We start from the raw sequence: 14,653 nt of genomic DNA, 5'->3' as shown, positions 1-14,653 counted from the left end.
GTCCTTGGCCAGTTACTACTATCTATGGCTAAAACTTCACTGGGAACGTTACTGGCCCGCGTTGGGCTCGACTGGTTTATACTTGCTTTACTGGCTATGATTGGTCTGGCCAAAATCTGGCCGGAACCGGGTAATCTGGAAGGACCGCTTTCTTTGTCAGCCTTGGCCAATTATGGTGTATCGCTCATCTTTTTCTTTTACGGGCTACGCCTGAATTTCGACCAGCTACGGGCTGGACTTCGCAATTACCGACTCCATCTGGTTATTCACCTGACTACATTCATTATTTTTCCGGCTATTGTCCTTGGCGCTCGGTCCTTGCTGATGACACCCGATACGGAGCTGCTTTGGTTAGGAATCTTTTACGTAGCCGCGCTTCCGTCTACCGTTTCATCGTCGGTGGTGATGGTCTCTATCGCGGGGGGCAACATACCGGCGGCTATTTTCAACGCCAGCATTTCCAGTCTGATTGGTGTATTCATAACACCCTTGTGGATGAGCTTTTTACTGACCAGCACCAATGGTCAGTATGATCTGGGTAGTGTCATCGGGAAGTTGACCTTACAGGTTATGGTGCCGGTTATTCTCGGCTTGTTGCTCAATCGTCGGTTGGGCTGGTTTGCCGAGCAACACAAAACAGCCCTGCGTTATTTCGATCAGTTTACGATTCTCCTGATTGTATACACCGCCTTCTGCGAATCGTTTACGCTTAATCTGTTCGCTAATTATTCGGCACTCGATCTACTCTGGTTAGCCGCTCTCCTGCTCGGCCTGTTTTTTCTGGTCTTTGGATTCATCACGTTGGTCGGGAAACTATTGAACTTTAGCCGCGAAGACCGTATCACCGCTTTGTTTTGCGGATCAAAAAAATCGCTTGTTCAGGGTAGCGTCATGGCCAATGTGCTGTTTCCGGGCAATGTGGCGGGTGTAGCCCTGTTGCCAATCATGATGTATCACGCTTTGCAACTGATCGTCGCCAGTATCATCGCCCAGGCAATGGCCCATCGCAAGCAGGAAAAATCAAAAACAGTATAGCCGTTCGGAAGCCGGTTTAGGCGATTCAGCAACATCAAACCGGCATTCGGCCAGTATGCCCTACTCCCTGATTAAACGCTGGGGACCGATTAGCTTCTAAGAATCAGTAACGCACAAATAAACACTTACTGACCATGAAAAAGACAATCGCAGCCGCCCTTACTTTCTTCGCTCTTTCAACCGGTATCACGTTGGCTCAACGCGTGTATACGCAGCCTTTCGATAATCGTGGTCCGCAATATGGTGGCTCCCGCTACGACAGAGATCAGCGCCAGGACGACCTGAAAATTGATCGGATCGATGCAATCGTGGGCTTATCCCGCCGTCAGGAAAAGCAACTGCATAAAATCGAAGATAATTACGACCGCATGTTCGCCACTTCCCGACTGACGCCTGATGGATACCGCCAGCTTCAGCTTCGCAAACGTCAGGATATGCTGGCCGTGCTTAGCTCCGCTCAGCGTGATCGATTATTCGCTCAACAACAGCCCGGTCCACGCAACGCACCCTTCGGTCGTAGAGGCTAGGTCATAAATTGATAAAACAACATTCGCCAGTCAGGTTGGTTATGTACCTGACTGGCGAATTGCTTTTCCGGCCAGACCCGTACTTTTGAGTATTCCAGACGGTCCACTGCCTCTGCCGCCTGTTCACTGTTTTACGTAGCAACGTGACTGCCCTACTGACCGAGTATTCGGATTTTGATCGCCATACCTTCGGCCCCGACTTTGTTTGGGGAACCGCCACAGCCGCCTACCAGATCGAAGGAGCCGTTGATCGCGACGGCCGCACGCCCAGCGTCTGGGACACGTTTAGCCGGCAAAAAGGAAAAATAAAAACAGGCGAAACCGCCGACGTAGCCTGCGAATTCTACGACCGCTACGAATCCGACTTGCGTCTGCACAAAGAACTAGGCTTCGATGCGTTCCGGTTCTCCTTGTCCTGGTCGCGCATTCTTCCCGATGGTGTTGGCCCCAAACTGGGCGGTCGCCTGAACGAAGCAGGACTCGCCTTTTATAACCGACTGATCGATCACTGCCTGGCCTTGGGCATGACACCGTGGATTACACTTTACCACTGGGACTTACCCCAGGCGTTGGAGAACAAAGGCGGCTGGCCCAATCGAAACATCGTCGATTGGTTCGCCGAATTTGCGGATATCTGTACAAAAGCATTCGGCCACAAGGTTAAGCATTGGATAATCCTCAACGAGCCACTGGCCTTCTCGGTACTTGGTTATTTCACGGGTCAGCACGCACCTGGTCGGCGGAGTTTCCGGAATCTGTTGCCGGTCATTCACCATACCGCGCTGGCCCAGGCCGAAGGTGGTCGCATTGTCCGGCAAAACGTCCCTGACGCTCAGGTAGGCACAACGTTTTCGTGCTCCCCGATTGATCCGTTTACGGCGTCAACCCGCGATGGAGCTGCGGCTGCTCGCGTCGATGCGCTTATGAATCGACTCTTTATTGAACCCGCGCTTGGGCTAGGCTATCCAACCAAAGAGTTACCCTTTCTGGCGGGTATTGCCAAAAAAGTAGCGAAACCCGGCGACATGGAACGGCTTGCCTTCGACTTCGATTTTGTCGGTTTGCAGCATTATTTCCGGGCGGTGGTCGAACATTCGTACTTCATGCCTTACCTGTGGGCCAGTCAGGTGTCGCCCCTCCGACGTAATGTTTCAACCATTACCGAAATGGGTTGGGAAGTTTACCCCGAAAGCATGTACCGCATTATTCAGCAATTCAGTCAGTACGAGGGCGTTCGAAAAATTCACATTACCGAAAGCGGAGCGGCCTTTTACGACACGGTGCAGAATGGCGCTGTAAACGACACCGCGCGGCTGGAGTACCATCAGAACTACTTATACCAGATCCTACGCGCCAAGCGCGACGGGCTACCTGTCACGGGCTACTTCGCCTGGACATTTCTGGACAATTTTGAGTGGGCCGAAGGCTATCGGCCTCGTTTTGGGCTGGTCTACGTTGATTTCCGCACGCAACAGCGCACTGTAAAAGCGTCGGGACGGTGGTTTCAGCAGTTATTGACGAACCAACACCGGCTGGCCGACGTAAACCAAAGCTAATCCTACTATTTCTAGTTGTCAGGTTGGTTTGTTTCCATTCTTTTCAAACCCCATCCTTTATCTAACAGTTAACGGTCAAACAACTAGCAACGTTATGCAATATCCAGAATTCATTCATGAAGCCAAGCAAACGCTGGGCGTAGAAACCGAAACCGAGGTTCTCGACATCACACGAGCATTTTTACACACGCTTACCGAACACCTGGCCGGTAATGCAGCTGATAACTTGGGCGCCCAGCTTCCCGGTCCTCTGCTGGACATTATTCGGGAGGTGAGTCCCGAAGAGCGCGATCAGGGACAGCGATTCAAACTAACGGAGTTTTACCAGCGGGTAGCTGATAAGCTTGATACCGATGAAGAAACGGGTCAGCGTTACACCCAGCAGTTTATGCAACTTTTCGGACGGATGGTCACGGAAGGCGAACTACATAAGTTGAAAGGCACCCTTTCCGATGATTACGCTCCCTTGTTTGACTCGGCTCAAGCGGCATAATTTTATAGAATAGAGCACTAAAAACACGGACGAAACGGTACAAACCCCGTTCGTCCGTGTTTTTATTTTGACTAGCCTAAGGAGTTACAAGTAGAATATATCTAATAAGATACTGGACATACTAGAGTTTATTCATGCTAACCTAAACTTATAGCAAAAAAGCGTGCAGGGAAGGGGTAAATAAGCGAGTCTTACTGCTTTTCTAGAGTGGATAAGTTCAACACTCGTTTTATGAATCAACCAGATAACTCAACGCCCAGCTCGAATTCGCCGACGCCCAACAAGGGAGTAACGTCACGGCGTCAATTCATTCAGGCTGGTGCATTGGCTGCAACTAGCTTCTTGATCGTTCCTCGCCACGTATTAGGCGGGAAAGGGTTTATTGCTCCCAGCGATAAGCTCAATATTGCCGGGGTAGGTATCGGCGGCAAGGGGTTTGGTGATGTAAACAACTCGTTCAATAACGGAGCCAACAACGTGTCTGCGCTATGCGACGTGGATTGGGGCCTTCCACGCGTTAAAGAAATCTTCGGGAAGTTTCCGAACGCTAAACGCTACAAGGATTTCCGCGAAATGCTCGATAAGGAAGGCAAAAATATCGACGCAGTAACGGTTTCGACGGCCGACCATACCCACGCGGTTGTCGCTATGGCGGCTATGCAGCGTGGCAAACACGTGTACGTTCAGAAACCAATGACCCACAATATTTACGAAGCACGGATGCTTACCGAAGCCGCGCGTAAGTACAAAGTGGTGACGCAGATGGGTAACCAGGGTTCATCGAACCCACAGCAAAAACAAATGGTCGAATGGTTCGACAAAGGGCTGCTCGGTACGGTGCATACGGTGCATCTCTGGACAAACCGCCCGGTTTGGCCACAAGGCATTCCCGTACCGCAACCCGCGTCCGAAACACCCGTCGATCTGGATTGGGACCTCTGGCTCGGACCAGCTCAGAAAGTTGGCTACACCTCGGCGTATCACCCCTTCAAATGGCGTGGTTGGTGGAACTTCGGTGCCGGCGCGCTGGGTGACATCGGTTGCCACATTATGGATGTTCCATTCCGTGTTCTTGGTCTGGGCTATCCGACCGAGGTAGAAACCAGCGTTGGCGCAGTGTTCCTGAAAGACTGGACGCCCGAATACAACCCTGAAGGTTGCCCACCGTCGTCACGGGTAGAATTGAAATTTCCGTCATCATCAAAAAACAAGTCGGCGGTAACGATGACCTGGTCTGATGGTGGTATCCGTCCGTTCCGTCCCGAAATGATGCCCGCCGGTGAGCCTTTCCCCGAGAACGGTGAAAACGGTGTATTCATGATCGGCGACAAAGGAATGATTGCCTGCGGTATGTACGGCGACGATCCGGTCTTCTACTCGAAAAATGGTCAGAAGCAGGAAGCCGCACCGAAACCGAAAAGCGGACCAAACGGCGTTGCGCTTCCCGAAAACGGCCACCAGGTCTACTGGACTGAAGCATGTAAGGCTGGCTTTGGCAGTAAGGAGCACAAAGCGCTTACCTCGTCGTTCGATTTTGCCGGTCCGCTGACCGAATCCGTTCTGATGGGTAACCTGGCTATCCGCAGCTACATGCTACGCACGCAGAAGTCGGACGGAAAAGGCTTCAACTACCCCGGTCGCAAACAGCTAACCTGGGATGGCAAAAACATGAAGATCACGAACTTCGACGAAGCGAACCAGTTTGTTAAGCGCGAATACCGTAACGGTTGGTCGTTAAACGCTTAGTATCAAGCATAAAAAAGATGGGGGCCTGCTACTGGTAGCAGGCCCCCATCTTTTTGTTAGTGACAACCTAATTGCTTCTGACAAACAGCGATTGAGCCATTGTACGAAGGCGGTTGTTCGCTACGTAAGCCCAGATCAGCAGCATGTACATAGAGAAGTCCTGATACGATACAGGCAGAGCTGTGTTGTTGAAATAATAGTTCGTTGATGTAAAATCGAGCGTTGGCGTGAAGCCCAGCAGATTTTCATAGCCCAAAACAAACGTCAGGCCCAAGGCGTAAAAAAGATATTGAGGCTTACGAAATGCCCACAAGATACCCGCCAGAACCGTTGCGCCAAAACCAAGGTAGTGCTTCCAGGTAAGCGATACATCCGTCGTGTTAGCGACATAAATGGAGTAGATCTGAACGGCTGCTAACACCAGCAAAATCAAGCCATAGCCGTAGAATTCTTTTAACTGAGCACGCTGCATAAAAAAGTGATTTCTAGGTTCCTGTAACTGTTACGAATGATAAAAATACATAAAACTCCTAGATTGATCGACTAAGTGTGATTATTTTTTTTGTGCTCCCTCATTAAAAAATACTACTAATCCGTCCTTACCGGCCACGACGATGTCTTTACGGCCTTTTTTGTGCAAATCGACGACGGCGAAATAAATGCCCGTTCCTTTGCCAACCCCCGCCGGTCCGTACGCTATGTCGTGTTTTTCAAAGCGCTTTTGGGTAGCATTCCACGTAAAATAATATAGACCAACGGGATCTTCTGTGCCGGGGTCGTTGTCGTTGTGCGCCCGGAAACGCTTGCCCGTAACCAGGTCGGGTCGGCCATAACCCGTTATGTCAATCCATTCCAGACAATGGTACTGCGAGTTTTTGTCATCGATCAGGTGTTTGGTCCAGGCTCGTTTTCCATTTTTATCACGGGTTTGTTCATACCAGTGCAGGCCATAGCCGTGTGCCTGACCGACGATAAGGTCGTTTAGCCGATCACCGTTCACGTCCGCAACGACAATCGGTACGCTGGCCGAACCGAATGAAAACTCTTTGTGTAACGACCAGTTGCCAGCCTCTCTATTCGTTGGGGCTTCCAGCCAGCCGTCGCTCACGATGAAATCGCCCCGACCGTCGCCGTTCACGTCGCCGAATCCGAGGCCGTGACCCTGCGTCGGTGCTACCGTAATCGTCTTAAATACCCCCGGACTCGTTAGTTTGATGTATTTCAACGGATGCCCCGGATTGTTCGGAACGATCTCGACAACGCCGTCACCGTCAATGTCCCAGGCGCGCGTCGTTTCAACATTGCCAACCGGACCAATTTCGTGAATGGACCAGGGTTCATTTTTTTTGTTTTTAGCCGGACCGGGGTTTTCGACCCAGCGCAGTATGCCGCCCCACCAGCCGCCCGTTACAAAATCCAGGTTTCCATCACCGTTAACGTCGAGCGGAATGGTTGAAAAATCGTCGTAGTATTCTTCTTTGCGCGCTTCGTTGCCAATCAGATGCCGACGACGAAACGAAGGGCCTTCGTACCAGAAATCGCCCGAAACGAGGTCGAGCGTGTCGTTTTTGTCAACGTCGAACACCCCAACGGATTCGTAGCTTTCGGCGGCAACAAAATAGCGTTTGAACTGTGGCGTAGGTTCCGGCGCAACAAAAGCACCGACGACAGAAAGGAAAAGCAAGCCACTGATGATTCGTTGCATAGATAATGAGTTGAGCGTTCTTTCGAATGCAATAACGGCCTGATTCGGCTGCTTATCCGGCCAACGCTTTTCGGTAAGCGCTCGGCGTCTGTCCCGTAACCGCCCGGAACGTTTTGTTAAAATGAGAAAGGTTATTGAAGCCAACGGCAAACCCTACGTCGGCGACGGTCCGCGACGATTGCAGCATCCGCTGAGCCTGATTGACCCGGTATTCGTTCAAAAAATCGGTAAACGTCAGATTGGTCATGCGCTTGAAATAACGGCAAAAGGCAGGCACGGTCAGGCTGGCCAGATCAGCTACTTCCCGAACATCCACGGCACGCGCATAGTGCTGTTCAACGTACCGACACACCCGGTTGATCCGCTCCTGCTCTTTGGGGTTGAGGTCAAACTGGACGCCATCGGCATGGAGTGGTTTCACGTCCGGCGCATCCGCTAACTGCTGCAATACTCGAAGCAGCATCAACAACCGCTCAAAAGGCAACAGATCGGGCAATTGAGCCAGCCACGGCCCAACCCTTTTTTTGGTATCCTCACCAAATGTCAATCCTCGATGGGCCCGCTCGAACAACCGCTGAACACTCGCCAGTTCCGGCTTTTGCAGGAATGCTTCTCCAAGAAAGTCGTCGCGCAACTGCACGACAATTTCCTCGAATTGCCCTTTTTTCCCCGAGCTGAAATTCAGGTGAGGTAGATTGGGGCCAATAAAAACCAACTCCCCTCCTTCGTAGCGCGACAGATTTGTGCCGACGCGTCGTTGTCCATCGCCGAATGGGATAAAGACAATCTCATATTCGGGATGATAATGCCAGTACACCCGGCACGTTTCGGGTTCAGTATGATGTACCACCCGGAACGAACTGCCGGTTTCGGGTTCTATTTTTTCGAACTGTAACTTCATGGCTCTTTCGCCGAAAATTGTTGGTTAAGAGGTGGTCAAAAGAAACCGCACGAGCGTTTTAAACGTTTATAAAACAACAGAGTGCTAACAGTAAACAGCATGAAACGAATTCATTTATTGGCGCTGAATATACTCCTCCTGGCAGGTTGCGCGCAAGGCCAGTCCAAAGATTACGCACCCGCCAAGCTGCCTGCTCCTAAAGCGGGTGAAGCCGTTGCCACGTTTGCCGGCGGCTGCTTCTGGGCGTTGGAAGAAGGCATGAATCAGCTTAAAGGTGTTCATGACGTTGTTTCAGGCTACGCAGGCGGTACGGTTAAAAATCCGACCTACGAACAAGTCGGCACCGACCAGACGGGCCATGCCGAGTCTGTACAGGTTTATTACGATCCTAAAGTAATCACCTATCCGCAATTACTGGATGCTTTCTTTGCGGGACACGATCCAACGACATTAAATCGGCAAGGCCCTGACGTAGGACGCGATTATCGTTCGATGGTTTTTTACCGCACTCCCGCCGAAAAAACAGAGATCGACGCGGCTATCAAGCGGGTTAACGAATCCAAACATTACAGCGGAAAAGTGGTGACGGAGGTTGAACCCTTCAAGGTTTTCTACCCCGCCGAAAACTATCACCAGAATTATTTTGCGCTTCACCCCGATCAGCCCTACATTCAGCGCGTTTCGTTACCCAAGGTTGAAAAGCTGCGTAAGGCGATGGTCGGCCATCTTAAAAATAATACCGGGTTAACAATGAATTAAGTTATTCGGAGCTGAACTAGTCAATGGACTATCAGTTGCGGGTAATAGATCAACAAAATAGCCAACAGGCGTTGGCTATTTTTGCATTATGAATACAATCGTTTCGGTCGACAAACAACATCGAAATCCGTTCGTCCGCAATCTGCGGACGTTTTTTCTGAATCGGCACGCACTAGCCGTCGGGTTAGTTTTCGCTTCCGATAGCGCCCTGTTTGGTAGCTGGGTGGCTCATATTCCCTACGTCAAGCAAAAACTGAATCTGTCCGAGGCCGAACTAGGACTGATGCTGTTTGCGATGCCACTGGGTCTGCTCATTATGAATCCGTTGTCGGGATGGGTTATTTCTAAACTGGGCGAAGCAAAGGCTTGCTTCTGGTCGGCCATTGGTTTGGCTTTATCCGTCCTGATTCCTGTTCACGCACCCAATCCGACGCTACTGGCCATTGGGCTGTTTCTGATGGGTCTTAATGCAGCGCTGATCAACGTGGCGATGAATACCAGTGCTACGAACCTCGAACGGTCGCAGAGCATTGTTATCATGTCGTCGTGCCACGGGATGTGGAGTCTGGGTGGTCTGCTTAGTTCTGGTATTGCCGGAGCGATTATTGCTATGCATATTTCGCCGTCGATACACGTTATGGTCATGTCGGCCCTGATCTTGTTATTAACATTCGGTCTACAGCCTTTGCTGGCTCAAATTCCGTCGAGCAGCCGCACGGAAACCGGCGAGAAAGCGGGCTCATCGTTCGTTAAGCCAAATCTGGATTTGCTGTTGATGATCCTGATCGGTCTGGCCCTTGCTATGGGTGAAGGAGCGGCTTTCGACTGGAGTGCGGTTTATCTGCGCGAAACACTCGGTGCTACCAGTCAGATTGCCGCGCTAGGCTTCGGCTGTTTTTCACTAATGATGACGAGTTTTCGGTTTTTGGGTGATGCGATCATCCCTAAAATTGGCCCTAAACGCTGGTTGCAGATCGGCGGAGTACTAGCCGCTGTGGGCTTGTTTGTCGCGATTGCGTTGCCTTTCCCATCAACGGCTTTACTTGGTTTTGCCATTTTGGGGGCCGGTTGTTCGCTCGGTGCTCCAATCTTGTATGCCGCTTCGATGCGCGTACCGGGAATCCCACCCGCTGCCGGTTTGGCCACGTTTGCAACGTTTAGCTTTATTGGCTTTTTAGCCGGTCCGCCTACCATCGGCTTCGTTGCAGAAGGATTTGGCTTATATTACGGCCTGGGTTTTGTCGCCGTTATGCTCCTTATTTCGGCGGGCCTTTCCCGCATTGTCAATTTGTTTTAATCGTCTTACATAGCAACCCGAAGCACTGGATGTACCTCTGGGTTTATGTCCCGACGGTTTTGCTTAACCATACACTATGAAAGCAGTAATTTTTGACATGGATGGCGTTATTGTGGATACTAACCCACATCACCGTCTGGCCTGGCGTGAGTATTATCAGCGCTATGGCAAAACCTTGAGTGACGAGGACTTTGTCCAGTACGTTTCAGGAAAGCACAACAACGATATTGTAGCGCACCTGTTTGCGGGCCAGACGCTTAGTGCAGAAGAATCCATACGGCTGGCCCACGAGAAAGAAGCGCTCTTTCGGGAGCTTTACCAGGCATCGATTACGCCTGTTCCTGGCCTGATCGAGTTTTTGAAAGCGTTGAAAGCGGCTGGTATTCGCACGGCTGTGGCCACATCAGCCCCGGTAGAAAATCTGGATTTTATCGTTGATGCGCTGGCCCTACGACCTTATTTCGACACGTTGTTGAACGAAAGTATGGTTCGCCATCCGAAACCTGATCCGGAAATCTACCAGAAAGCGATGGAGCTACTTGGCGTAGAACCAGCGGATAGCGTCGTATTCGAAGATTCGATGACGGGTATTCAGGCGGGCAAAGCGTCGGGTGCGTCGGTGGTTGGCGTTGCTACGACGCAGACACCCGATGAACTACGGCCTTTTGTCGATGATGTTATCCGTGATTTTACGGAAATGACACTCGACCGGGTTCAGCAACTGGTTAACGTTTTTTAACGTGTTGACCCGTCATTGCTAAACCAAAAAAACGTAACTTTACGTACTGACTGTGTAAAACCTGTGCCATTGCGCGAAGCAGTGGCACAGGTCGTTTTATAAGCCCTATGCGTCATTTTCTAGTCGTACTACTGCTTCTGTTGATTACAATGGCCAATTCAGATGTCGCATTGGCTCAGGGTAAATATGTGGTTGGAACAGTACTTGACCAGACATCAAAGAAGGCAGTCGATAAGGTTACGGTTATCAATCAACGGACGCGCCAACGGGCCCGAACAAACACAACGGGTCGGTTTTTCCTGACGGTTTCCCCCGGCGATTCGCTTATTCTGACCAGCCAGCTCTATAACCGCACGGGTATTCGCTACGACGGCTCCGATAATCCAACTATTTTGGCCAACGCCTTACCACCTTTGCCTTACCGCGTGGTAGATCTGGCAGAGGTGACCGTTACGGGGAAACGCTACGAAGAAGTAAAACGGGAAATTCAACAGGTGCTGGACGAACCCGTTGCGTCGAAAAAAGTAACCGGCGATCAGGCATTCGACCGATTAGCCGACGGGGCTGGTGTCACGTTGCTTTACGAAATGTTTGCCAAGCGGCCCAAATCAGACCGGAAAGCGTATTACATCATGCAACAGGACCGCCGACATGCACTGGCTATCGAACGGTTCCGGCTTTTGGTCGAACAGTCAACGGATCTGAAAGCCGACGCGGTGGATCGCTTCCTCGACTTCTGTGATCTGGACGATGAGTTTTTGCTCAAAGCATCGGACTACGACCTGATCAACACCATTCAGCAACTGCGCAACCGGTACCGCGACGGCTTCAACCGACCTAGCCGTATTTCTCCCGACCCGACCAATACGCCGAAACAACGATAATCCCGGCAGCGGCTATTGCGCTGATGTAGCGACTACCACGGCATCGCCAACTCGGATGGTACCGCCTTTGAGTATCTTGGCCGTCATACCACCGTGGCCCCGCATGGCATTGTAGCCGCCCGGTCCCAGCGTGGTTTCCATCTTCGAGCACGGATGACACTGCCCCGTTATTTGCAGCAAGGTGTCGCCAATCTGAATACGCTGATCTTTGAGCGCCAGCAGATTTAACCCCGATACGACAAGATTACGCCGAACGAGCCCCGGATCAAGCTCATCCCTCCCCGTCAAGGCAGCCACGGCGGGTAAATGCTCCGCCTGAATCAGCGTAACGTGTCGATTGCCACTTTGCCCGCTGTAGTGATCACCAAGAAGCCCTTTCTTTTCCGACGCGTCAACGGATTCCACTACCGATACCGGACTCCGTCGTTCAGGCCGAATACCAATCCACTCAACCCGACCAGCGCGAGGAAAGACGTTAAATAAATCTTTTATATTCTCCATAAAGGCAGGCTTCAATCTACCTTATTTCAACAATTCTTTGAGCGAATTCATTTCCGTGGTCGGAGCCGCTTTTTCGTAGAGAATGTTATAAACCGCTTCGACAATGGGCATTTGAACGTTGAAGCGCTGGTTGACTTCGTGAATACTTTTTACGGCGTAATACCCTTCGGCGATCATGTTCATCTCGGCCTGCGCTGATTGTATCGTATACCCGCGACCAATCAGGTTGCCAAACGTTCGGTTACGACTGAACGGTGAATAAGCCGTGACGAGTAAGTCGCCCAGGTAAGCCGACCCGCTCAGGTCCCGGTGTTTGGCATGAATGGCGTCAACAAAGCGCCGGATTTCCTGCATGGCGTTAGAAACCAGTACCGCCTGAAAGTTATCGCCATACCCCAAGCCGTGGGTAATGCCACAAGCCAGCGCGATGATGTTTTTCATCACGGCGCTGTATTCAATGCCGTAAATGTCATCGACGGGCGTTGTTTGCACAAACCGGCAACGAAGCAGGTTTGATACGTTTTCTGCACAAACCGGATCAGCCGACGCAATCGTCAGGTACGACTGTTTTTCGAGGGCCACTTCTTCGGCATGGCAGGGTCCCGCAATCACCGAAATCCGTTCCTGAGGAACGTTATACTGGTTGCTCACCCAATCGGTAACTAGTTGATTGGCACCGGGCACCATGCCTTTGATGGCCGAAATCACGCATTTGCCAGCAAAATGTTCGGGCTTTATTCCTCGCAGGGCATCCCCAACGAAAGCCGCCGGAACCGCTAGTACAATGTATTGGCTATCGCGTATGGCATCCCGAATTTTTGTGCAGACTTTTACCTTCCGGGTATTGATCTGGACATCGCTCAGGTAGCTTGGGTTGTGACCAAACTTTTTAATGTATTCCGCATCCGCTGTTTTGCGAAGCCACCACTTGATGTTGACGTTATTCTCGGAAAGAATTTTGACGAGCGCAGTCGCCCAACTGCCCCCCCCTATCATCGTTAGCCGAACGGGTTGTACTACTTTCATGGAGTAAATAAAGGAAGAAAGCGGATGCAGGCCAAATTTACCCGTTTGGCCTGCATCCGCTTTCTTCGATACGTATAGCGCTATAAAACCTCTTACAACGCGCCTTCCAGCTTAAACACCCAAGCGTGTTGGCAGGGCATCGTTGCGGGCGTAACGGTCGGCGGCACAATAGCATTTCCCTTCGTTGTCACCGTTCCTTTGAATCCTAACAACGACACGCGCGTTAGCTTCTTAGCGCCCGTAACAGCAACCGGCTGCGAAGGCCATTCGGTACAGATAGCGTAAAGGTCATTGCCTTTTTTCGTGTAGAAGACCCTGGTATCTTTCGATACTTTCGGCGCTTTATCCCAGGCGCGGGTGTTGTAAATCGCTTCGCCGTTGACCGCTAACCAGTCGCCGATGTCGTGCAGCCGCTGTTGCATAATGACCGGAATCAGCCCATCGGCGGTAGGTCCAATGTTGAGAAGCAAATTGCCGCCCCGCGCCACTTTATCAACCAGAATGTCAATCAGTTGCTTCGACGACGAATAGTCTTCCAGATTTTCGACCCGGTTGTAGCCAAACGACGAACCAATACCCCGGCACTCTTCCCAGGGATGCGTAAATTTGGTATCCAGCGAATTGTCGTTATGCACCAGATCATATTCCGTTGTGTAGATGCCACCGTGCTTGGAGCGGGTTTCTTTGCCCCACCGATCATTGACGACAACATCCTTCTTTACGGGCGACTCGTTATAGAGCCAGGCCAGAAACTCAGTGCTTTTCCAGGTTTCGCTTGGATAGTCCCACTCACCGTCGGTCCAGACAACGTCAGGTTTATAGCGCGTTACCAGATCCTTCATCTGCGGAATCATGTGGTTATCCACGTACGCGTTCACATCACTTTTATACAACGGGTTGAACCATTCGTATAGCGAGTAGTAAAAACCCATTCGCATGCCTTTGTCCTTCACGGCTTTGGTCAGATCGCCCGCCAGATCGCGGTGTGGGCCAACATCAACCGCGTTCCAGTTCCACGACTGGGCGCTAGGCCAGAGCGTAAATCCTTCGTGGTGCTTACTGGTCAACACGACGTATTTCGCTCCAGACTGCTTCATAATATCAGCCCACTCATCAGGATTGAACAGCTCGCATTTGAAGTCTTCGGCAAAGTCCTGATACTTGAAATCCTTACCGTACACCCGATCCTGAAATTTGGTAAAGAGAGGATGCGTTTTTTGCTTGGGGTCTGTGACCTTCTGCCAGTACCATTCGGCGTATCGGTCGTAGACACCCACACCATCGCGGGCGGTCGGCGCGAAAGCAGGCACCGAAAAAAGACCCCAGTGGATAAAGATTCCGAATTTGGCGTCTTCAAACCAGGCCGGTACGGGTCGGCTGTCGATCGACTCCCAGGTGGGTTTGTATTGGGCGTTGGCGGAAAAAAACACGGATAGCGATAGAGCAAGAAGGATAACGTGGCGTTTCATGCGTTTAGCAAGGTT

General features: G+C 51.2%; 15 protein-coding genes. 9 read left to right on the top strand and 6 right to left on the bottom strand.

Going from position 1 to position 14,653, the window contains the following annotated elements:
• The first annotated feature begins 24 nt into the window (after positions 1-24).
• The 5 genes from M0L20_RS13320 (at position 25) to M0L20_RS13300 (ending at position 5,357) form a co-directional block, all read left to right on the top strand.
• Positions 25-1,035 carry a bile acid:sodium symporter family protein gene (locus M0L20_RS13320; protein WP_248477429.1) on the top strand — a complete coding sequence of 337 codons (1,011 nt, stop codon included), beginning with the start codon at positions 25-27 and terminating at the stop codon, positions 1,033-1,035.
• 134 nt (positions 1,036-1,169) lie between these two features.
• Positions 1,170-1,562 carry a hypothetical protein gene (locus M0L20_RS13315; RefSeq protein WP_232561464.1) on the top strand — a complete coding sequence of 131 codons (393 nt, stop codon included), beginning with the start codon at positions 1,170-1,172 and terminating at the stop codon, positions 1,560-1,562.
• Positions 1,563-1,705: 143 nt separating this feature from the next.
• Entirely contained in the window at positions 1,706-3,118 is a 1,413-nt protein-coding gene (locus tag M0L20_RS13310) for a GH1 family beta-glucosidase (protein WP_248477428.1), read from the top strand.
• Between the two features lie 94 nt (positions 3,119-3,212).
• Positions 3,213-3,611 (top strand): DUF2267 domain-containing protein, encoded by a 399-nt coding sequence (locus M0L20_RS13305; RefSeq protein ID WP_248477427.1) that lies wholly within the window; start codon positions 3,213-3,215, stop codon positions 3,609-3,611.
• A 231-nt stretch (positions 3,612-3,842) separates the two neighbouring features.
• Positions 3,843-5,357 carry a Gfo/Idh/MocA family protein gene (locus M0L20_RS13300; RefSeq protein WP_248477426.1) on the top strand — a complete coding sequence of 505 codons (1,515 nt, stop codon included), beginning with the start codon at positions 3,843-3,845 and terminating at the stop codon, positions 5,355-5,357.
• 67 nt (positions 5,358-5,424) lie between these two features.
• On the opposite strand, the gene M0L20_RS13295 is transcribed toward M0L20_RS13300, so the two are convergent.
• From M0L20_RS13295 to M0L20_RS13285, 3 genes are all read right to left on the bottom strand, one after another.
• The gene (locus tag M0L20_RS13295) at positions 5,425-5,829 is read right to left on the bottom strand and encodes a hypothetical protein (RefSeq protein ID WP_232561460.1); all 405 of its coding nucleotides are present in this window, start codon (positions 5,827-5,829) and stop codon (positions 5,425-5,427) included.
• Between the two features lie 81 nt (positions 5,830-5,910).
• The gene (locus M0L20_RS13290; protein ID WP_248477423.1) at positions 5,911-7,062 is read right to left on the bottom strand and encodes an FG-GAP repeat domain-containing protein; all 1,152 of its coding nucleotides are present in this window, start codon (positions 7,060-7,062) and stop codon (positions 5,911-5,913) included.
• Between the two features lie 52 nt (positions 7,063-7,114).
• Complete coding sequence (locus tag M0L20_RS13285) at positions 7,115-7,963, bottom strand: helix-turn-helix domain-containing protein (protein ID WP_248477421.1); 849 nt, start codon at positions 7,961-7,963, stop codon at positions 7,115-7,117.
• Positions 7,964-8,062: 99 nt separating this feature from the next.
• Between M0L20_RS13285 and msrA the strand changes: the two genes are divergently transcribed.
• From msrA to M0L20_RS13265, 4 genes are all read left to right on the top strand, one after another.
• Positions 8,063-8,722 carry a peptide-methionine (S)-S-oxide reductase MsrA gene (gene msrA / locus M0L20_RS13280; RefSeq protein WP_232561457.1) on the top strand — a complete coding sequence of 220 codons (660 nt, stop codon included), beginning with the start codon at positions 8,063-8,065 and terminating at the stop codon, positions 8,720-8,722.
• An 88-nt stretch (positions 8,723-8,810) separates the two neighbouring features.
• Positions 8,811-10,019, top strand: coding sequence for an MFS transporter (locus M0L20_RS13275; protein ID WP_248477419.1), 1,209 nt, complete (start codon positions 8,811-8,813; stop codon positions 10,017-10,019).
• A 76-nt stretch (positions 10,020-10,095) separates the two neighbouring features.
• Positions 10,096-10,758: an HAD family hydrolase gene (locus M0L20_RS13270; RefSeq protein ID WP_232561455.1), complete on the top strand. Its 663-nt coding sequence runs from the start codon at positions 10,096-10,098 to the stop codon at positions 10,756-10,758.
• Between the two features lie 107 nt (positions 10,759-10,865).
• Positions 10,866-11,642, top strand: coding sequence for a hypothetical protein (locus M0L20_RS13265; protein ID WP_248477417.1), 777 nt, complete (start codon positions 10,866-10,868; stop codon positions 11,640-11,642).
• A gap of 12 nt (positions 11,643-11,654) precedes the next feature.
• Here M0L20_RS13265 and M0L20_RS13260 read toward each other — a convergent pair whose 3' ends face one another.
• From M0L20_RS13260 to M0L20_RS13250, 3 genes are all read right to left on the bottom strand, one after another.
• Positions 11,655-12,143 carry an MOSC domain-containing protein gene (locus M0L20_RS13260; RefSeq protein WP_232561453.1) on the bottom strand — a complete coding sequence of 163 codons (489 nt, stop codon included), beginning with the start codon at positions 12,141-12,143 and terminating at the stop codon, positions 11,655-11,657.
• Positions 12,144-12,164: 21 nt separating this feature from the next.
• Positions 12,165-13,169, bottom strand: a complete 1,005-nt coding sequence (locus M0L20_RS13255; RefSeq protein WP_248477414.1) for an NAD(P)H-dependent glycerol-3-phosphate dehydrogenase — start codon at positions 13,167-13,169, stop codon at positions 12,165-12,167.
• A gap of 92 nt (positions 13,170-13,261) precedes the next feature.
• Positions 13,262-14,638 carry an alpha-L-fucosidase gene (locus M0L20_RS13250; RefSeq protein WP_248477412.1) on the bottom strand — a complete coding sequence of 459 codons (1,377 nt, stop codon included), beginning with the start codon at positions 14,636-14,638 and terminating at the stop codon, positions 13,262-13,264.
• Between the last annotated feature and the right edge of the window lie 15 nt (positions 14,639-14,653).

The sequence above is a fragment of the Spirosoma liriopis genome, from assembly GCF_023196085.1.
In the GTDB taxonomy this organism is placed as follows: domain Bacteria; phylum Bacteroidota; class Bacteroidia; order Cytophagales; family Spirosomataceae; genus Spirosoma; species Spirosoma oryzicola.
Note: the sequence above shows the minus strand (reverse complement) of the source record. Positions and strands in the feature narration are given on the sequence as shown.